Annotated in this window: 17 protein-coding genes; 7 read left to right on the forward strand and 10 right to left on the reverse strand. The window is 63.1% G+C overall.

The window, feature by feature from the left end; translation table 11 throughout:
- Window positions 1-7: 7 nt before the first annotated feature.
- Window positions 8-844, reverse strand: coding sequence for a ComF family protein (locus OCA5_RS02125; protein ID WP_012561271.1), 837 nt, complete (start codon window positions 842-844; stop codon window positions 8-10).
- Between the two features lie 88 nt (window positions 845-932).
- Here OCA5_RS02125 and OCA5_RS02130 point away from each other — a divergent pair, with 88 nt between their 5' ends.
- Window positions 933-1,781 (forward strand): methyltransferase domain-containing protein, encoded by an 849-nt coding sequence (locus OCA5_RS02130; RefSeq protein ID WP_012561270.1) that lies wholly within the window; start codon window positions 933-935, stop codon window positions 1,779-1,781.
- Window positions 1,782-1,928: 147 nt separating this feature from the next.
- Here OCA5_RS02130 and mutT read toward each other — a convergent pair whose 3' ends face one another.
- From mutT to OCA5_RS02145, 3 genes are all read right to left on the reverse strand, one after another.
- Window positions 1,929-2,330 carry an 8-oxo-dGTP diphosphatase MutT gene (mutT, locus tag OCA5_RS02135; RefSeq protein WP_012561269.1) on the reverse strand — a complete coding sequence of 134 codons (402 nt, stop codon included), beginning with the start codon at window positions 2,328-2,330 and terminating at the stop codon, window positions 1,929-1,931.
- Window positions 2,331-2,481: 151 nt separating this feature from the next.
- Window positions 2,482-3,735, reverse strand: coding sequence for a bifunctional glutamate N-acetyltransferase/amino-acid acetyltransferase ArgJ (gene argJ, locus OCA5_RS02140; RefSeq protein WP_012561267.1), 1,254 nt, complete (start codon window positions 3,733-3,735; stop codon window positions 2,482-2,484).
- Window positions 3,736-4,011: 276 nt separating this feature from the next.
- On the reverse strand, window positions 4,012-4,917 hold the full coding sequence (locus OCA5_RS02145) for a peptidylprolyl isomerase (protein WP_012561266.1): 906 nt from the start codon (window positions 4,915-4,917) through the stop codon (window positions 4,012-4,014).
- Window positions 4,918-5,283: 366 nt separating this feature from the next.
- On the opposite strand from OCA5_RS02145, the gene secA reads away from it, so the two are divergent.
- A complete protein-coding gene (secA, locus tag OCA5_RS02150; protein ID WP_012561265.1) occupies window positions 5,284-8,109 on the forward strand; it encodes a preprotein translocase subunit SecA in 2,826 nt (941 codons plus the stop codon).
- Between the two features lie 77 nt (window positions 8,110-8,186).
- Here secA and OCA5_RS02155 read toward each other — a convergent pair whose 3' ends face one another.
- From OCA5_RS02155 to OCA5_RS02175, 5 genes are all read right to left on the reverse strand, one after another.
- Window positions 8,187-8,597 (reverse strand): hypothetical protein, encoded by a 411-nt coding sequence (locus tag OCA5_RS02155; RefSeq protein ID WP_012561264.1) that lies wholly within the window; start codon window positions 8,595-8,597, stop codon window positions 8,187-8,189.
- A 469-nt stretch (window positions 8,598-9,066) separates the two neighbouring features.
- On the reverse strand, window positions 9,067-10,518 hold the full coding sequence (locus tag OCA5_RS02160) for a L,D-transpeptidase family protein (protein ID WP_012561263.1): 1,452 nt from the start codon (window positions 10,516-10,518) through the stop codon (window positions 9,067-9,069).
- A 190-nt stretch (window positions 10,519-10,708) separates the two neighbouring features.
- Window positions 10,709-11,671, reverse strand: a complete 963-nt coding sequence (locus OCA5_RS02165) for an acetyl-CoA carboxylase carboxyltransferase subunit alpha (protein ID WP_012561262.1) — start codon at window positions 11,669-11,671, stop codon at window positions 10,709-10,711.
- A 117-nt stretch (window positions 11,672-11,788) separates the two neighbouring features.
- Window positions 11,789-12,739, reverse strand: coding sequence for a site-specific tyrosine recombinase XerD (gene xerD, locus OCA5_RS02170; RefSeq protein WP_012561261.1), 951 nt, complete (start codon window positions 12,737-12,739; stop codon window positions 11,789-11,791).
- Window positions 12,740-12,758: 19 nt separating this feature from the next.
- Window positions 12,759-12,905 (reverse strand): hypothetical protein, encoded by a 147-nt coding sequence (locus OCA5_RS02175; protein ID WP_013912780.1) that lies wholly within the window; start codon window positions 12,903-12,905, stop codon window positions 12,759-12,761.
- A 158-nt stretch (window positions 12,906-13,063) separates the two neighbouring features.
- Here OCA5_RS02175 and OCA5_RS02180 point away from each other — a divergent pair, with 158 nt between their 5' ends.
- Genes OCA5_RS02180 through OCA5_RS02190 form a run of 3 tightly spaced genes read left to right on the forward strand, consistent with a single transcriptional unit; the run spans window position 13,064 to window position 16,179 of the window.
- On the forward strand, window positions 13,064-13,681 hold the full coding sequence (locus OCA5_RS02180) for a shikimate kinase (protein WP_193372373.1): 618 nt from the start codon (window positions 13,064-13,066) through the stop codon (window positions 13,679-13,681).
- Window positions 13,682-13,692: 11 nt separating this feature from the next.
- Window positions 13,693-14,859, forward strand: coding sequence for a 3-dehydroquinate synthase (gene aroB / locus OCA5_RS02185; protein ID WP_013912781.1), 1,167 nt, complete (start codon window positions 13,693-13,695; stop codon window positions 14,857-14,859).
- 9 nt (window positions 14,860-14,868) lie between these two features.
- A complete protein-coding gene (locus OCA5_RS02190; RefSeq protein WP_013912782.1) occupies window positions 14,869-16,179 on the forward strand; it encodes an HlyC/CorC family transporter in 1,311 nt (436 codons plus the stop codon).
- Between the two features lie 29 nt (window positions 16,180-16,208).
- On the opposite strand, the gene OCA5_RS02195 is transcribed toward OCA5_RS02190, so the two are convergent.
- The gene (locus OCA5_RS02195) at window positions 16,209-16,475 is read right to left on the reverse strand and encodes a BolA family protein (RefSeq protein WP_012561255.1); all 267 of its coding nucleotides are present in this window, start codon (window positions 16,473-16,475) and stop codon (window positions 16,209-16,211) included.
- Between the two features lie 168 nt (window positions 16,476-16,643).
- Between OCA5_RS02195 and OCA5_RS02200 the strand changes: the two genes are divergently transcribed.
- Window positions 16,644-17,291, forward strand: coding sequence for a J domain-containing protein (locus OCA5_RS02200; RefSeq protein ID WP_193372363.1), 648 nt, complete (start codon window positions 16,644-16,646; stop codon window positions 17,289-17,291).
- A gap of 418 nt (window positions 17,292-17,709) precedes the next feature.
- Complete coding sequence (gene cobS / locus OCA5_RS02205) at window positions 17,710-18,708, forward strand: cobaltochelatase subunit CobS (RefSeq protein WP_422388679.1); 999 nt, start codon at window positions 17,710-17,712, stop codon at window positions 18,706-18,708.
- Window positions 18,709-18,712: the final 4 nt, after the last annotated feature.

Raw genomic sequence — 18,712 nt, forward strand, 5'->3', positions numbered from 1 at the left:
TGGCTGATTATATGGGAGGCCGGAACGGCTCCACAACCCGCGCGAACACCAGCACGTCGACGGAAGCGGCCTTGGCGCGCAGCAGCGCGCGGGTACAGGCCTGTGTGGTCGCACCCGAGGTCAGCACATCGTCGATGAGGATGAAGCGCCGCCCTTTGACTGCGGCCCGTTGATCTGCCTCGACCGCGAACGCGCCCTGCACGTTGCGGGCGCGCTCGGCCCGCGACAGCCCGACCTGTTGGGGAGTGGGACGGATGCGGCGCAGAAGGTCGGTCTCGACCGCAATGCCAGTCACGCGGCTGATGACGGCAGCGAGCGCCGCCGACTGGTTGTAGCGCCGCGCCCAGCCGCGCTTCCAGTGCAGCGGCACCGGGATCAACGCGTCCGCTTCCGCGAAGAGCTCAGTGCCGGCGCGCGTCATCCAGCGGCCCATGGTCGGCGCCAGATCGGTGCGATCCTCGTACTTCAGCGCGTGAACGAGCGTTTTGGCGACTTCGTCGTAGCGCACCGCCGCCCGCGCGCGATGATAGGCCGGCGGTGCCGCGATCGCCTCCATCGACAGTACGCCGGGGCCGGGATCGTAGACGAAGGGAATGCCGAGCCGGGCGCAGTAGGGCGGGGCGATAAACGACAGTTTCGACCAGCAGGCGGGGCACAGCCCTTCGCCCGCCACCGGCTCGCGACAGGCGAGGCACTGGGTCGGCAGCGCGACGTCGAGGGCGAGGCGGGCCGTGTGTTGCCCGGCTTTGCAGCACGCAGCCCTAACGTTGCGGAGGGTGGCGTGCAGATGCACCCGAATCCTCGGCAGCGGCAAAGGTTGCGTCGGCACAGGCTGCATCGCCATGGAACGACCCTAGCCCTGCACCGGGTCGTGCTCAAGGCATTCGCGTGGCGCGATTGAACGGCAGCGGGCTTGGGCGTAACAAGCGGCCATGACGACACCCCCCACCCCGCCGATCGTGTTCGACCTTGCATTGCTGCGCCAGCGCCAGACGCGGGCGGCGCGTGCCGGGGCGGAGACATTTCTTCTCGACCGGGTGGTCGAGGAACTCGACGAGCGGCTCCGCGCCGTGGTGCGCGAGTTTCAGAATGCCGCCGATCTCGGCTCCCCGGGTGAGAGCGCATTCGCGCGGCTTGCTGCCGTGGCTAAGCAGGCGCGGCATGTCGATTGGCCAACGGGCGAGCGCGAGGCGCTGCCGCTCACGGCAAACTCGTTCGATCTCGTTATCTCCGCGCTCGCGCTGCAGTTCGTCAACGATCTGCCGGGCGTGCTGGCGCAGGTGCGCCGGGCGTTGCAGCCTGATGGCTACTTCCTCGCTGCAACAGTGGGCGGCGACACGCTGACCGAGCTGCGGCAGAGTTTTGCGGACGCGGAAGTCGCACTCGACGGCGGGCTGTCGCCGCGCGTCATCCCGATGCTCGATCTGCGCGATGCAGGCGCGTTGCTGCAGCGCGCGGGCTTTGCGCTGCCGGTGACGGATGTCGATCGTGTCACGGTGCGATACGACAATATGTTTGCGTTGATGCGCGATCTGCGACGGATGGGCGCGACCAACATGCTGGCGATGCGCCGCCGCGCGCCGCTGCGCCGTACGACACTGATGCGTGCTGCCGAAGTCTATGCAGAGCGTTTTGCGGATGCGGATGGCCGCATCCGCGCGACGTTCGATATCGTCTGGATGGCAGGCTGGTCGCCGCATGAAAGCCAGCAGAAACCTTTGAAGCCCGGCTCAGCGAAGATGTCGCTTGAGGAAGCGGTGAAGAAGGCAAGCAAGAAATAGCACCCCAGTCTCTTCGTCATGGCCGGGCTTGTCCCGGCCATCCACGCCTTGGCTGAAAGGGAAGACGTGGATGCCCGGCATAAAGCCGGGCATGACGGTTACTGGATTGCTTCGTCGCGATGCTCCTCGCAATGACGAGTTGTTAGTTTACAGCAGCAAATCCGTCAGATGCGAGATCAGCGGAATGTCGGCGGGTGGCATCGGGTAGTCGCGCAGCTTGTTGGCACGCACCCAGGCGAGCGGCTGGCCCTCGCGGCCGCTGACGGTGCCTTCCCAACGCCGGCAGATGTAGAGCGGCATCAGGAGATGAAACGTCTCATAGGCGTGGCTCGCGAACGTGAGCGGCGCAAGGCAGGACTCGCGCACGGTGATGCCAAGCTCCTCGTTCAACTCGCGGATCAGCGCAGGCTCCGGCCGCTCGCCAGCATCGACCTTGCCGCCGGGAAACTCCCACAGCCCGGCCAGTTGCTTGCCTTCCGGGCGCTGCGCGATCAGTACGCGGTTGTCGGTGTCGACAAGCGCACAGGCGACGACGAGGGTGAGTTTCATAACGATGTTTCCCGACAACGTGACACAACTGACTTGTCATGCCCGGCCTTGTTCTGGGCATCCACGTCTTTTGAATCGTGTGATAAGGAAAGAGAAGGCGTGGATGGCCGGATCAAGCCCGGCCATGACGATGGATTGAAAGCTGCAACGATCACGACCTGTAATCGCCGTTGATTGCGACATACTCCTTGGTGAGGTCGCAGGTCAGCACGCGGTCGCGGCCCTTGCCAAGGCCGAGCGCGGCCTTGATGGTAATCTTCGGCTGCTTCATCAGCGCCGACACTTCGGCCTCGTCATAGCTGGGGTCGCGCATGCCTTTGTAGGCAACGCGCACGCCGTTGAAGAAGATCGCGAGCTTGTCACGGTCGGCCGGCTCGCCGGCCTTGCCCACCGCCATCACCACGCGGCCCCAGTTGGCGTCCTCACCGGCGATTGCGGTTTTCACCAGCGGCGAGTTCGCAATCGACATCGCGACTCTGCGAGCAGACGCCTTCGATACCGCACCCTCGACCAAGACTTCGACGAGCTTGCGTGCACCTTCGCCATCGCGGGCGACCTGTTCGGCGAGATCGGCAAGCACCTCACGAAACGCCTTGGCGAACGCCTTGAGGCGCGGGTCGGAGGCGCGGCTGATGCGCGGGGCATCCTTCGCGGCGCCGGTTGCGAATGCGAGCAGTGTGTCAGAGGTCGAGGTGTCGCCGTCGATCGTCACCGCGTTGAAGGTATCTTCGACGCCGCTTTTCAGAAGCGCCTGCAGCGCGGGTGCGGCGATCGGCGCGTCGGTGAACACGAAGGAGAGCATCGTCGCCATATCGGGTGCGATCATGCCGGCACCCTTGGCGATGCCGTTGATGGTGACGCGGGCCTTGCCGAGCTTCACGGTCTTGGTCGCGAGCTTCGGGAAGGTGTCGGTGGTCATGATCGCACGCGCGGCTTCCTCCCAGCTCTCCGGCGCCGCACGCGAGGCGAGGTCGTCGAGCACACCATTGAACTTGGTGGCGTCGAGCGGCTCGCCGATCACGCCGGTCGAGGCGAGGAAGATCTGCCCGGCGTTTGCCTTGATGGCGCGTGCGGCGATGTCGGCAGTGAGCTTTGTCGCAGCTTTGCCGGTCTTGCCGGTGAAGGCGTTGGCGTTGCCGGAATTGACGACCAGAGCGCGGGCGAGCCCACCCTTGGATGATTTGCCGCCTGCAAGCCGCTCACGGCACCAGTCGACGGCTGCGCTTGGGCATTTCGACTTGGTGAAGACACCAGCGACCGTGGTGCCCTCGTCGAACAAAGCGAGCAGCACGTCGGTGCGGCCCTTGTAGCGGATACCGGCGGCGGCGGTGGCGAGCCTCACGCCGGCAATGACCGGCAGAGTGGGAACGGATGCGGGCGCGAGAGGAGAGACGGTGGTGGACATGCGGAGCGAGCCTTCAACTTGTCCCTCTCCCCTTGTGGGAGAGGGTGCTGAGCGGCGGCGCCGCGAAGCGGGTGAGGGGTTTGTGTTTGTCACAATACCCCTCACCCGGCTCGAATGCGCTTCGCTCATTCTTGCCACCCTCTCCCACAAGGGGAGAGGGAAGAAAAGGGCAAACTCTATGAATACGCCGTCACGCAAAACGGGCGGGCAACGAAAGACGTTGTCCGCCCGTGGTGCATTTGGATTTCCTACCCTGCGGGCAGGAAGATCAGAATGTTACTTCTTCGCGGGCGCTGCCGGTGCGGCCTTCGGATCGGCGGGCTTGGCCGCATCGTCCTTCTGATCGAGTCGCTCGACCTTCGCCTCGGAGCGCAGTTTCGCGACGTAGTCGGCCTGTGCCTTGCGGATGACGAAGGCCTCAAGCTGCGGCTTCACCTGTTCGAAGGGCGGTGCCTTGCGGGCGCGCTTGTCCTCGACCTTAATGATGTGCCAGCCGAATTGTGACTTCACGGGGTCGGAAATCTTGCCGGTCTCGAGTGCGAAAGCGGCGGTCGAGAATTCCGGCACCATCTGGTCCTTGGTGAAGTAGCCGAGGTCGCCGCCGTCGGAGGCGCCGGGATCCTTGGATTTCTTCTTCGCAAGCTCGGCGAAGTCCGCGCCCTTCTTCAACTCGGCGACGATCGCCTTCGCTTCATCCTCGGTCTCGACCAGAATGTGACGGGCGTGAACTTCCTGCTCGCCGGAGATCTGCTTCGAGGCTTCCTCATAGACCTTCTTCAGGGCCTCGTCGGTCAGGGCGGCCTTGCCCTCGTTATCGAGCAGGGTGTCCATCAGGAGACGGTCGCGGCTGAAGGTGAGGCGGCGCTTGAAATCGGCGCTGTCGGCGATTTTCTTGTCCTCAGCGGCCTTGGAGACGATCTTCAGGTCGATCAGGAACCGGACGATGCTGTCCTGGCGGGAGGCCGGGTCGAGCTGCGCAAGGCTCGGGCCAAGGTCCTTTTCCGCGGCGGTGACGTCGCTTTGCCGGATCTCGGCCCCGTTAACCTTGGCGATGACCTGGTTGTCGTCGGCGCGCAGCGGGGCAGCCATCAGGGTCAGCGCGAGGCAGCAGGCGGCGCCGGAGAGGAGGCCCAACACACGGCTGGAGCGCACGGCCGGCGTCGCACGGGTCGAAAGGGTCATGGATTGTCCTTTTCTGGTCAAAAGCGGAGGTAGCGAGGGTGCGGGACACTCGCTCAACATCCCGCGGATGGCAACGCGAAAACCCGTCAAAATCATGAATTCCTTGAGAGGTTGGCGCGTTGACAAGGCCCGAGGGGGCTCATATCTCTGCCGGCGACCGGCTTTTGGCGCGGGTATTTTACCGCGCGTCCGCGGCCGGACATTTTCAGCATTTGCTGCTTCATCCACCCGCGGGCATCCGCCTGCGAGGACCGGTCGCAAAAACGCCATGTGCACAGTCTTCATGCGTGCAGTCTCGATGACGAGTGGCTTTGTGAACGATCCGGGTTTGGGGTCGCAAACCAAACTGACGGACGGGATTAAACGATGATCGGTGCGCTCGCCCGCAAAATATTCGGTTCCGCCAACGACCGGCGGGTCAAGGGATATCAGGCGCGGGTCGATGCAATCAATGCGATGGAGCCCGAGATTGCCGCCCTCTCCGACGAGGCGCTGAAGGCGCGCACTGCCGAGTTCAAGCAGCAACTCGCGAGCGGCAAGACCCTCGACGACATTCTGGTCCCGGCCTTCGCCACCGTGCGCGAGGCTGCCAAGCGCACCCTCGGCCAGCGCCATTTCGACGTTCAGTTGATCGGCGGCATGGTGCTGCACGAGGGCGACATCGCCGAGATGAAGACCGGCGAAGGCAAGACGCTCGTTGCGACGCTCGCCGTCTACCTCAACGCATTGACCGGCCGTGGTGTCCACGTCGTCACCGTCAACGATTACCTCGCCAAGCGCGACGCCGAGTGGATGTCCCAGGTCTATAGCTTCCTCGGCCTCACCACCGGTATCATCATCCACGGCCTCGATGATCCCGAGCGTCAGGCGGCTTATGCCTGCGACATCACCTACGGCACCAACAACGAATTTGGTTTCGACTATCTGCGCGACAACATGAAGTATCGTCTGGAGGACATGGTCCAGCGCGATCATGTCTTCGCGATCGTCGACGAAGTCGACTCGATTCTGATCGACGAAGCCCGCACGCCGCTTATCATTTCCGGCCCGCTCGATGACCGTTCGGAATTCTACAACACCATCGACACCTTCATTCCGAAGCTCGAGCCCGCCGATTACGAGATCGACGAGAAACAGCGCACGGTCACCCTCACTGAGGGCGGCATGGAAAAGCTCGAGCAGATGCTGCGCGAGGCCGGGCTGCTGAAGGGCGAGTCGCTCTACGACATCGAGAACGTCTCGGTCGTGCACCACGTCAATCAGGCGCTGCGTGCGCACCGGCTGTTCACGCGCGACAAGGATTACATCGTGCGTGACGGCGAGGTCGTCATCATCGACGAGTTCACCGGCCGCATGATGCCGGGCCGCCGCTATTCCGAAGGCTTGCATCAGGCGCTGGAGGCGAAGGAGCACCAGCCGGTGCAGCCTGAGAACCAGACGCTCGCCTCGATCACCTTCCAGAACTACTTCCGCATGTACGAGAAGCTCGGCGGCATGACCGGCACCGCGGCGACCGAGGCGGACGAGTTCTTCGACATCTACAAGCTTGAAGTGCTCGAGATCCCGACCAACCTGCCGATCGCGCGTCTCGACGAGGACGACGAAGTTTATCGCTCCTCCCGCGAGAAGTATGCGGCGATCCTGGCCGAGATCGAGCGCGCCAACGGGCGCATGCAGCCGGTGCTGGTCGGCACGGCGTCCATCGAGAAGTCCGAAGTGCTCGCCGATTTTCTGAAAGAGCACGGCTACAAGCAGATCGACTTCGCCAACCCGAAATCGATGGCAAAGCTTTACGACGCGGCGCGGGCCGGTAAGCCGTCGAAGCTGTTCGCCGTGCTGAACGCGCGTTTCCACGAGCAGGAAGCCTATATCGTCGCCGAAGCCGGCGTGCCGGGCGCGATCACGATCGCGACCAACATGGCGGGCCGCGGCACCGACATCAAGCTCGGTGGCTCGCTCGAGATGCGTGCGGCGGCCGCGACTGCCGGCATCGAGGACGAGGCCGAGAAGCAGAAGATCGTTGAAGGCATCAAGGCCGACATCGAGAAGTTCAAGGAGATGGTGCTCGCCGCCGAGGAGACGGTCGAGCTTGAGCCCGGCAAGCCTGGCGGCAAGACGATCAAGAAGCCGGGCGGTCTCTACATCATCGGTTCGGAGCGCCACGAGTCCCGCCGCATCGACAATCAGTTGCGTGGTCGCGCCGGCCGCCAGGGCGACCCCGGCCGCACCAAGTTCTATCTCTCCCTCGACGACGACCTGATGCGCATCTTCGGCTCGGATCGTCTCGAAGGCATGCTGCAGCGCCTCGGCCTCAAGGAAGGCGAGGCGATCATCCATCCGTGGATCAACAAGGCGCTCGAGAAGGCGCAGCAGAAGGTCGAAGCGCGCAACTTCGACATCCGCAAGAACCTCTTGAAATACGATGACGTGCAGAACGATCAGCGCAAGGTGATCTTCGAGCAGCGCATTGATCTGATGCGCGACCAGAACGTCAGCGAAACCGTCACCGATATGCGGCACACCCTGATCGAGGGGCTGGTTGCCAAGCACATTCCCGAACATGCCTACCCCGAGCAGTGGGACGTCTCTGGCCTGCGTGAGGAACTGCAGCGCGTGATCGGTCTCGACCTGCCGGTCGAGGACTGGGCGAAGGAAGAGGGCATTGCTGACGAGGAGATGTTGTCGCGTCTCCAGCAGCGCGTCGACGAGCACATGGCCGCGAAGTCCGCCCAGTGGGGCCCCGAGGTGATGCGCTACGTCGAGAAGACCATTCTTCTGCAGACGCTCGATCACCTGTGGCGCGAGCACCTCATCATGCTCGATCATTTGCGTCAGGTGATCGGCCTGCGTGGCTACGGCCAGCGTGATCCGTTGCAGGAATACAAGTCCGAAGCCTTCGAGCTGTTCGAATCGCTGATCTCGCATATGCGCGAGGCGGTGACAGCGCAGCTCATGCGGGTCGAGATCGTGCCGCCGGACGAGCAGCCGCCGATGCCTGCAATGGAGGCGCATAAGCTCGACCCCAACACGGGCGAGGATCAGGTTGCGCAGGCGCAGAGCGGTCTTGCACCGGTGGCACCCGCCAAGCGCGATCCTGCAAACCCTGCGACTTGGGGTAAGGTCGGGCGCAACGAGGATTGCCCCTGCGGTTCGGGCCGGAAGTTCAAGCACTGCCACGGCCGTTACGCTTGAACGGCAGGCTCTTAAGCTTCAAATGCAAAACGCCGGTCGAAGGACCGGCGTTTTTATTTGGGCTCGCCTGTTTAAGGTCAGGCCGAAGCCGGAGCGGCCTCTGCGTGCGTCTTGCGCATCGCTTCCAGCGTCATCGAGTTCGGACAGTAAAGGAGCCAGTCGTCTGACTGGATCGCGCCCTGCAGATCGTCATGGCAACGGCGCTGATTCTTGCAGGTCGCGCACAGGAACTGCATGTTGCTCATGGCCTTGGGGCCGGCGCTTGTTTTATCGGCCTCGTTGAGGCCGAGCTCGTGCATGCGCGCATGCAGAAGTTGCGCGGCCTCCGGTCCCTTGGCGACCAGTGCGCGCAACTCCGAGACCGACAGCCCGATGTCGTGCGCGATGCGGCCGGCTTCGACGTCGTCGCGAATCTCGTGAAGTGCCCCAAACCGGCGCAGATGGTCGGTCCAGTACTTGACTGCCGAAAAAGACAGGTTGTTGTGCATGGCATCCTCCGCAGCGTTCAAGATATATTCGTAGTCAACCAATGATATATCAGAATGGTGATGAGCTGAAAAGACCAGAAACGATAGCCTGGACGGGACCTCGTTTCGTTGATCAAGCGCAATTCGCGGCTGATTCCTGAGCAGGCATCTGTCGTTAGCGCTCGCATCTGGCGTCGACCTGTCCTGTGCGTGGAGGAGGGCGGTTATCTCAAAAACGCATGGCGTGTTGTTGGAGGCGGTGTGCGCCTGAGGCTGTCGTATTTGGCGGCCTTCGTATCGGGTAGGGATGGAAAGGCGCTGCATGCTCTTGTGTGGGCATGACGTTCGGCGCGCGCCTGTTCTCCCTTCGGCCGAGGCCTATGAGGGAGCGTCGCGCAAAAAAACTCATAAGCGCGGTGCGGCCTGAGGAAGTTGAAATAAAAAAGCCGGTCTTTCGACCGGCGTTTGTTTAACTCCCGCGGTGCGCTTCTTACTGGAAGCTCGACCAGCGGCTGTTGAAGGATGCCGACGGGGCGGGCTGTGCGCCGGCAATAGTCTGCTGCGACGCCGGAGCGATCGCGGCGGGCGGCGTCGGGAATGCGGGCGCGTCAGGCTTGGCGGCAGCCCCTGCCTGCGCCGTGCGGCTCAGCGGGATGATCCGCGGTGCGGTCGGTTTCGATTCCGGCGTGGATGTCACGGTGGTGTTCTTTGCGACAGCCTTGGCCTTGGGTGCGGGCTTCGGTGTCGGCGCAGCGCGCACTGGAGCGGGCTGCGGCTCGTCGCGGCCGATGCCGACCTTGCGGGCGAGCGTCGAGAAGATGTTGGTCTTCGGTGCCGTGGTATCGCTTTCCGGCGTCGTGTCGGAATCGGACGACGACGTGCTTGCCGTGACAAAACCTTCCGGAGCCTTCGGCGGGTTGACGTGAGAGGGGATCGTGCCCGGCGCGGGTGCGTTCGCCGATACGGCATAGTCGTTGACGTCGCTCACCGCGATCGACTGCGCATCCGGCAGCTTGGTGGCGAACACCGGATGCATGCCGCCATCGATGCCGGCGCGCGACTTCGCAACCGGCGCACCGCGGGAGATCAACTCGGCGAGCTTGGAGCGGTCGGTGCGATCCTTCTCCTGCAGAGCTTCGGCGACGGCGGGGTTAAGCTGATAGGCCGGGCACTTGCCGGTGGGGCTGAACGACAGCGGCCTGCCGCCCGGAACCGGCTCGGCGTCGAAGACGTACTTCTTCTCGCAGACGTCGACCTTCGGCTCGGTCCGCGTCACCTCGAAGATGTCGTTGCCTTCCTTGAGCATCCGCCAGAATGCCATGTTCGGGTTGTCGCGATGGCGCGCCATGTTCTGCGGCGTCATCCGGAACGGATAGGCCTGCACCTGGAAAGCGGTCTGCCCGCCGAAGAACGATTCGCGGCCGAGCGAATAGATTTCCGAAATCTGCTCGTCGGTCATCGCATAGCAGCCGCGTGAGGAGCAATCGCCGTGGACCATGAGCTGCGAGCCGGTTCGGCCCCAGGCGCGGTCATAGGCGTTCGGATAGCCCATGTTGAAGGAGAGATAGTAGGCAGAGGCCGGGTTCATCTGCGCGGGCGTGATCGAGTAGAAGCCCTCCGGCGCCTGACGGTCGCCTTCGCGAATTTTTGGCCCGAGATCGCCCGACCAGCGACAGATCGGATAGGTCTTGAGAAGCGCGAAGCGCCCGCTGCGATCCTGCTTCCAGACTTCGAGTTCGGCTTCCTGCTTGAACAGGCGCACCAGCATCGGTGAGCCCTTGTCCATGTTCTTCGCTTCCATATCGGACAGAAGCTTTTCAGGAATCGGCTTGTTGGCTTTGGCGCTGCGCGAGAGCGTGTCGCCATTGCAGCCGGCCAGAAGCACGCTCGTCGCGAGAGCGGCGGAGACCATCAATGCGCGGATGACGGGACGACTGATCAAGATAAACCCTGCGCTTCGGATTCCACGGCACGCCGCCGCGGCAGACGGAACCTGAACGAGCGGATATTCCCGATTATTATCCTTAAAGAAGTCTCAGCCGCAAGGTGAGCGGGTCACAAGAACCCGCCCCATAGTGAAAACAAAGTTAAATCAAATTTCACGAAAAAGCCACGATCGCGGCGGGCATCTCTCAGCCGAGACGGCGACCGATATCGAGGAACTTTTGCCGCCGCTGGGTGCGGACGGTTTTGGGATCGAGCGGTGCGAGGTCGCTGAACGCCTGTGCGATGGCATCGCCTGTCCGCGCGATCATGTCGGCGGGGTCGCGATGGGCGCCGCCCGGCGGTTCCTTGAGGACGGTGTCGATGATGCCGAACCGCGCGAGGTCCTGCGCGGTGACCTTGAGGTTGGTTGCGGCTTCTTGCGCCTTGGTGGCGTCGCGCCACAGGATCGAGGCCGCGCCTTCCGGTGAGATCACGCTGTAGACCGCGTGCTCGAGCATCATGACGCGATTCGCGGTGGCAATCGCGATCGCGCCGCCCGAGCCGCCCTCGCCGAGAATGACGGCGACGTTCGGCACCGTAAGGTTGAGGCACGCCTCCGTCGAACGCGCGATGGCTTCGGCTTGGCCACGCTCTTCCGCGCCGATGCCGGGATAGGCGCCCGCGGTGTCGACGAGCGACAGAATGCGAATGCCGAAACGATCGGCCATGTCCATCAGGCGCACGGCCTTGCGGTAGCCTTCCGGGCGCGCCATGCCGAAATTATGCTTGAGACGGCTCTCGGTGGTGGAGCCCTTTTCCTGCCCGATGATGCAAACGCTTTCGCCGCGGAAACGGCCGAAGCCACCAATCATCGCGTCGTCGTCGCTGAACTTGCGGTCGCCCGCGAGCGGGGTGAATTCGGTGATGAGGCCCGCGATATAATCGATGCAATGCGGCCGCTGCGGATGGCGCGCGACCTGCGTTTTCTGCCACGGCGTGAGGTTGGCGTAGAGCTCGTGCAGCGCGGCCTTTGCCTTGTCCTCGATCCGCGAGATTTCCTCGCTGATGTCGCTGCCGTTCGCAGCGAGGGCACGCAATTCGTCGATCTTCGAATCGAGTTCGGCGACAGGTTTTTCGAAGTCGAGATAGCTGCGGATCGGATCGGCCATGAAAGGAAATATAGGGTCTGGTTGGGAGGCTTGCCTCGGCGGCCGGAAACTGGACTCCGGGCCTGTCCAAGTCAAGCGCGCTGGAACGAAAGATAAACGTCTGAAATGACAGGGCTATTATTTTTCGGCGAGCGGGTGCAGGTCGCGCACCAGGCTCTTTAAGCGCTCCTCGACGACATGGGTATAGATCTGCGTCGTCGAGATATCGGTGTGGCCGAGCAGCGTCTGCACGATGCGCAGGTCCGCGCCGTTATGCAGCAGATGGCTTGCGAAGGCATGGCGCAGCACATGCGGGCTGATGAGGCGCGGCGAGATGGCGGCTGCCATCGCCAGTTCCTTGAGGTCGCGGGCAAAATGCTGCCGCGTCAGATGGCCACTCTCGCCTGACGAGGGAAACAGCCATTTCGAGCGCGGTTCGGATTTCGTCTTGTCGGTTTTGGCGGCTTCAGTTGCGGCGAGATAGGCGGTCATCGCCTCGCGCGAACTTTGATTGAGCGGAACGAGACGCTCCTTGTCGCCCTTGCCGCGCACCACGATCATGCGTGCATCGCGCTTGGCCGCCGAGAGCGGCAGCGCCACCAGTTCGGAGACGCGCAGGCCGGTTGCATACAGCACTTCGAGCAGGCACCACAGCCGCATCGCGCGCAGCTTTTGCAGTGGTGCCTGCTCCTGATCGGCGAACTCGCGCGCCTTGCCGAGCAGGCGATCGACGTCGGCAATCGACAACACCTTGGGCAAAGGGCGGCCGCGTTTCGGACCTGCGAGAATCGCAGCAGGATCGTCGCTGCGCTTGCGCTCGTTCAGGAGAAAGCGGAACAGGTGCCGCGTCGATGATAGCCGCCGCGCAACGCTGGAGGATTTGAAGCCGCGCCGGTCGAGATCGGCGAGATAGTCGCGCAGCGCCTGCGTGTCGGCGCGCGCAAAGTCTGTCTTGGCGTGTGCGAGAAAAGCAGACAGATCCTCGAGGTCGCTGCGATAGGCGTTGAGCGTGTTGTCGCCGGCACCCTGTTCGGCGGCGAGCATGTCGAGAAACAGCTCGATCGTGGTTGCGTCGGAGGATGCGGCCATTGCCTGCCCTCGGCCTGCGTTACTTCTTCTGGAACTTGTCCGGGGAGATGTTGACCGACATCTCGCGAGGCGTGGGGTTGACGAAATTCGCAAGCGAATAGATGGCGCCGTAAACGAGGCCGCCGATGATCGCGATCACGCTCAGGAAGCGAAACAGGCTCGGCATCGTCGTCCGCTGGTCCCAACCCAACCGCCCCGGCTGCGGGGCGTTAACGACATCCACCATGTTCGGGCGGTTTCAGCAAGCCTTCCCGCCTCACCCCTATGGCAAGGCGGCCGAAGGCGGTAAGATGGCGGCCTATGAGCCCCGACGAGCCTGCCGAGATGCCCGAAAACCTTGCCCGGCAAGGTGTTATCCAGAACCAGACTGCCGACATCCTCGCGGCGCTCGGGACGCGGGCGATCGTGCTCGTCGGCATGATGGGCTCCGGAAAGTCGACCGTGGGCCGGCGGCTTGCGGCGCGGCTGCGGCTGCCGTTCGTCGATGCCGATCAGGAAATCGAGACGCGCCACGGCGGCATGACCATCACCGAGATTTTCGCGACCCATGGCGAGCCGTATTTCCGTGAGGGCGAAGCCAAGGTGATCTCGGCGCTGCTCGATGGCGGCGCGCAGGTGCTCGCGACCGGCGGCGGCGCGTTCGTGCGCGACGATACCCGCGAGCGTATCCGTTCCAAGGCGGTGTCGATCTGGCTGAAGGCGGACGGCGCGACCGTGCTGCGCCGGGTCAAGCGGCGTTCCGATCGCCCCTTGCTGCAGACCGAAGACCCGGCGGCGACGATCGAACGTCTGATTGCCGCGCGTGAGCCGTTCTACAGCCTCGCCGACCTCACTATCGTGTCCCGCGACGTGCCACATGAGCGCATCGTCGATGAATGTATCGAGGCGCTGCATGGATTTTTATGCGCCGCCGCGCCTGTCGCTTTCGCAAACAAGACCTAAATAGGATTCCTATGCCAGCCGCCGCTGAAACCAAGCCTCAACCCGACGCCCCGACGATGCTCGAGGTGGGCCTTGGCGCGCGCTCCTATCCGATTGCCATCGGCCGCGGGCTGTTGTCCTCGCTCGGTGCGCGCATCAAGGCGCTGCGGCCGAACGCGCGGGTGGCTGTCGTCACCGACCGCACCGTGGCGCGGCATTGGCTGCAGCCTGCGATGGCGGCGCTTGATGCCGGCGGCGTTGCCGCGGCCGAGCCGATCATCGTCGAGGATGGCGAAGGCTCGAAAAGCTACGGCGTGCTCGAAGAGGTCAGCGAAGCGCTGATCGCGGCGAAGATCGAACGCAACGATCTCGTGGTCGCGCTGGGCGGCGGGGTCGTTGGCGATCTCGCCGGCTTTGCGAGCGCGATCGTGCGCCGTGGCGTGGATTTCGTGCAGGTGCCGACCTCGCTGCTGGCGCAAGTCGATTCTTCCGTCGGTGGCAAGACCGGTATCAACTCGCCGAAGGGCAAGAATCTGATTGGCGCGTTCCACCAGCCGATTCTGGTGCTTGCCGACACGGCCGTGCTCGACACGCTGTCGCCGCGCCAGTTTCGCGCGGGCTACGCGGAGGTCGCGAAATACGGCCTGCTCGGCGATCTGTCGTTCTTCGAGTGGCTGGAAAAAAATCATCAGGGCATTTTTGCCGGCAACGCCGCGCGCGAACATGCGGTCGCCACAAGCTGTCAGGCCAAGGCGGGCATCGTCGCGCGCGACGAGTATGAGACCGGCGAGCGCGCGCTTCTCAATCTCGGCCACACCTTCGGGCATGCGCTGGAAGCCGCGACCGGATTTTCCGATCGGCTGTTTCACGGCGAGGGTGTCGCCATCGGCATGACGCTCGCCGCGGAGTTCTCCGCGCGGCGCGGAATGATTTCGCAGGATGATGTGGCGCGGGTGCAGGCGCATCTCGTGTCCGCCGGTCTGCCGACGCGGCTGCAGGACATCGCGGGCTTCACGCAGGAAGGCGTGGGCGACGCGGATTCGCTGCTGGCGCTGATGTTTCAGGACAAGAAGGTGAAACGCGGCAGGCTCACCTTCATTCTTCTCGAAAAGCTCGGCCGTGCGGTGATCGTCAATGATGTCGATCCCGCGACGGTACGCGATTTCCTGAGCGAGAAACTGTCGCAGAAACCCAACTGATAGCCGCACATGGATTGGCTTACTTTTTCGATCGTAGTTGCCTGCCTCGTGGTCTCGGCCTTCTTCTCGGCCAGCGAGACCGCGCTCACCGGTTCGTCGCGCGCGAACATGTTGCGGCTGAAGACGCAGGGCAACGCTCAGGCGAGCATCGTCACCCGGCTTCTGGAAACGCGCGAGCGCATGATCGGTGCGCTTCTGGTCGGCAATAACCTCGCCAATATCGGCGCATCGGCGCTTGCGACCGGTGTGCTCACAGCCTGGTTCGGTGATGTTGGCGTTCTCTATGCCACGGCGGTGATGTCGGTGCTCGTCATCGTGTTCGCCGAGGTGCTGCCGAAGACGGTCGCGATCAACGCGCCGGATCGTATTTCGCTTCTGGTCGCGCGCCCGATGCGGTGGGTTCTCGTGGTCTTGAGCCCGATCCTCACCGTGATCGATGTGGTGGTGCGACTTCTGCTGAAGCTTCTTCATATTCCGCTTGGCACCAAGCAGAACCTGCTGTCGCCGTACGAGCGGCTGCGCGGTGCGGTCGATCTTATGCATCATGAGGGGGGTGTGGAGAAGCTCGACCGCGACATGCTGGGGGGTCTTCTCGACCTCAAGGACCTCGACGTCTCCGACGTCATGGTCCACCGCACCGAAATGGTGATGATCAACGCTGATCTGCCGACGGAAGAGCTCGTGCGCGAGGTGCTTGCCACGGAATACACGCGTATTCCGCTGTGGCGCGAGAAGCCGGAAAACATCATCGGCGTGCTGCACGCCAAGGATTTGCTGCGCGCGATCCGCGCGAGCGAGGGCGACATCTCGAAGATCGACGTCAACGCGATCGTGCTGCCGCCGTGGTTCGTGCCGGAAATGCGCCCGCTGTCCGAACAGCTCAAGGCGTTCCGCCGCCGCAAGACGCATTTCGCGCTGGTGGTGGACGAATACGGCGAGGTGGAAGGCCTCGTCACGCTGGAGGACATTCTGGAGGAGATCGTCGGCGACATCTCCGACGAGCATGACGTTGTCGTCGCAGGCGTGCGCGTTCAGCCGGATGGTTCGGTGATCGTCGACGGCACGGTGCCGATTCGCGACCTCAACCGCGCGATGGACTGGAAATTGCCTGACGAGGAAGCAACGACGATTGCTGGCCTTGTGATTCACGAGGCACGTTCGATTCCCGATCGCGGCCAGGTTTTCACCTTCCACGGCTTCCGTTTCCGCGTGCTTCGCCGCGAGCGCAACCGCATCACGGCGTTGCGGATTTTCCCGCTTCCGCCAGCGGCGGAAGAAGCGTTGCCGCGCCGTGCGGGCCGGGCATTCAGCTTTTTCTAGAGGCGTCCCGCCGCAGTGGTTTCTGCGCGTTATTCGCCGGGCGCTTGCGCCTTCAAGGCGAGGGCATGAAGGCCGCCGGCGAAGCTTTCCGCGAGCAGAGCATTCACCATCCGGTGCCGCTCGATCCGGCTCTTCCCTTCGAAGGCGCGCGCCACGATATGGATGCGGAAATGAGTCTCGCCGCCGGGTCGATGTCCGGCGTGCCCTTCGTGCAGATGCGATTCGTCGATGACGCTGATGCTCTCCGGATGGAGTGCGTCGGTCAGCTTTTTCTCAATGGTGTCTCTGGCGGTCATGATATGCGCAATATCGTGCGTTATTGATTGCCGTCAATCCATTTGCAGGATGAACACGCCCGACCTGCGACCCTTATGATTTGCGGTCGGCGGTTGCGGCGATGTATACTCCGCGGTTCGCGAAATTCGCGATTTGCCTTGCCCTCTTAAGCCATGTTGTCCGAGCTGATGTCCTTCGATTCCAACAAATACTTCGACAAGATTCGCATCAAGCCTGCCGCGAAGGGGAAGCCCCGCGTCAAGGAAGAAGCAGTGATGTGCGAATGGCCGGATTGCAAGAACGTCGCGCCGCATCGCGCGCCGAAGGGGCGTGGCCGCGAGCGGGAGTATTGGCATTTTTGTCTCAACCATGTCCGCGAATACAACCAGTCCTATAATTTCTTCTCGGGCATGAGTGACGAGGCGGTCGCGCGCTACCAGAAGGATGCGCAGACCGGCCATCGCCCGACCTGGAAAATGGGTGCGAACACCGGCCCCAAGGGGAAGGGTAAGCCCGGTGTCGAGGATGAGTTCGAGGGCGCGCTCGATCCGTTCGCGATGTTCCAGGAAATGAACGGCCGTGGCCGCTGGCGCCCGGGACCTGACACCAGCACCAAGACGAAGACCGAGACGCGAAAGGTCTTCAACGCCGAGCGCCGGGCGCTCGAGGTGATGGGCCTCGGCACCGACGCCACGCTCGAGACGGTGAAGGCGAAATACAAGCTTCTGGTGAAGCAGCATCATCCCGATGCCAATGGCGGCGACCGTTCGACCGAGGATCGGCTGATCGAGATCATCAAGGCCTACAATTATCTGAAGACCGTGGTGCGGTCGTAGGCTGCTTTTACGCTTGTGCCGCGCGCGTTTTGGCGGAGCGGCGATCTCGTCCAACGATTGATGAGCACGCGAATAAGAAGAAGTTTTCCGGAAAGCCGCCGAGCGCCAAACGACCTGTCACACCGGGCCACTACATCGGTTCCGATAGGGGTTGAGACGCGGGGCGGGCGGCTATAGGTAAGGGAGGCGGGCGGCTGAAGCGCGCGGGCTGCAAATCTGCAGACCACGGGCGGCAAAGTTGCCGCTCGACAGCCCTTCAACAAGCCCGGGAAATGGACTATCTTTTTGATGTTACGATAGAACTTTTAGCATGCCGCGAGGCTTCTGCCGTCTGCGGCTCTCTGCTAGGTTCTCCCCCGCATCCCACCCGCGCGAACAATGCACGTCTGGTTTCGGGAGCATCCGAGACCACGGAGGAATGATGACTGCCGCCACTTTGCAAACGCAGGAGACTGCGCGACTGCCGGATATGAAGGTATCCGTGCGCCAGGTTTTCGGCATCGACAGCGATCTCGAAGTCCCTGCCTATTCCGAGGTCGATCCCCATGTGCCGGACGTCGATCCGGATTACCGCTTCGACCGCGCGACCACGCTGGCGATCCTCGCGGGCTTCGCCCGCAACCGCCGCGTCATGGTCACCGGCTATCACGGCACGGGAAAATCGACCCATATCGAGCAGGTCGCCTCACGGCTGAACTGGCCGTGCGTGCGCGTCAACCTCGACAGCCACATCAGCCGCATCGACCTTGTCGGCAAGGATTCGATCGTGGTGCGCGATGGCAAGCAGGTCACGGAATTCCGCGACGGCATCCTGCCGTGGGCGCTTCAGAACAACATCGCACTGGTGTTCGACGAATACGACGCCGGCCGCCCGGATGTGATGTTCGTGATCCAGCGCGTGCTGGAGGTTTCCGGCCGCCTCACGCTGCTCGACCAGAACAAGGTCATCAAGCCGCACCCGGCGTTCCGCCTGTTTGCGACCGCGAATACCATTGGTCTCGGCGATACCTCGGGCCTCTATCACGGCACCCAGCAGATCAACCAGGGCCAGATGGACCGCTGGTCGATCGTCACCACGCTGAACTATCTGCCGCACGACGAGGAAGTCGAAATCGTGCTCGCCAAGGCGCAGCATTATCGCAACGAGGCCGGGCGTGACACCGTCAACAAGATGGTGCGGCTCGCCGACCTCACGCGTAATGCTTTTGCCAATGGCGATCTCTCCACCGTGATGAGCCCGCGCACCGTGATCACCTGGGCGGAGAACGCGGAGATTTTCGGCGATCTCGGCTTCGCCTTCCGTGTCACGTTCCTCAACAAGTGCGACGAGCTCGAGCGGCCGCTGGTGGCTGAGTTCTATCAGCGCTGCTTCAATGTCGATCTGCCGGAGAGCGCCGTCAACGTCGCGCTGAGCTAAGCCG

This window comes from Afipia carboxidovorans OM5, from assembly GCF_000218565.1.
Classification (GTDB): Bacteria; Pseudomonadota; Alphaproteobacteria; order Rhizobiales; family Xanthobacteraceae; genus Afipia; species Afipia carboxidovorans.

Coding starts and splice junctions, on each gene's coding strand:
- OCA5_RS02125 (WP_012561271.1), bottom strand. CDS start 844: ATGGCGATGCAGCCTGTGCCGACGCAACCTTTGCCGCTGCCGAGGATT.
- OCA5_RS02130 (WP_012561270.1), top strand. CDS start 933: ATGACGACACCCCCCACCCCGCCGATCGTGTTCGACCTTGCATTGCTG.
- mutT (WP_012561269.1), bottom strand. CDS start 2,330: ATGAAACTCACCCTCGTCGTCGCCTGTGCGCTTGTCGACACCGACAAC.
- argJ (WP_012561267.1), bottom strand. CDS start 3,735: ATGTCCACCACCGTCTCTCCTCTCGCGCCCGCATCCGTTCCCACTCTG.
- OCA5_RS02145 (WP_012561266.1), bottom strand. CDS start 4,917: ATGACCCTTTCGACCCGTGCGACGCCGGCCGTGCGCTCCAGCCGTGTG.
- secA (WP_012561265.1), top strand. CDS start 5,284: ATGATCGGTGCGCTCGCCCGCAAAATATTCGGTTCCGCCAACGACCGG.
- OCA5_RS02155 (WP_012561264.1), bottom strand. CDS start 8,597: ATGCACAACAACCTGTCTTTTTCGGCAGTCAAGTACTGGACCGACCAT.
- OCA5_RS02165 (WP_012561262.1), bottom strand. CDS start 11,671: ATGGCCGATCCGATCCGCAGCTATCTCGACTTCGAAAAACCTGTCGCC.
- xerD (WP_012561261.1), bottom strand. CDS start 12,739: ATGGCCGCATCCTCCGACGCAACCACGATCGAGCTGTTTCTCGACATG.
- OCA5_RS02175 (WP_013912780.1), bottom strand. CDS start 12,905: ATGCCGAGCCTGTTTCGCTTCCTGAGCGTGATCGCGATCATCGGCGGC.
- OCA5_RS02180 (WP_193372373.1), top strand. CDS start 13,064: ATGCCCGAAAACCTTGCCCGGCAAGGTGTTATCCAGAACCAGACTGCC.
- aroB (WP_013912781.1), top strand. CDS start 13,693: ATGCCAGCCGCCGCTGAAACCAAGCCTCAACCCGACGCCCCGACGATG.
- OCA5_RS02190 (WP_013912782.1), top strand. CDS start 14,869: ATGGATTGGCTTACTTTTTCGATCGTAGTTGCCTGCCTCGTGGTCTCG.
- OCA5_RS02195 (WP_012561255.1), bottom strand. CDS start 16,475: ATGACCGCCAGAGACACCATTGAGAAAAAGCTGACCGACGCACTCCAT.
- OCA5_RS02200 (WP_193372363.1), top strand. CDS start 16,644: ATGTCCTTCGATTCCAACAAATACTTCGACAAGATTCGCATCAAGCCT.
- cobS (WP_422388679.1), top strand. CDS start 17,710: ATGATGACTGCCGCCACTTTGCAAACGCAGGAGACTGCGCGACTGCCG.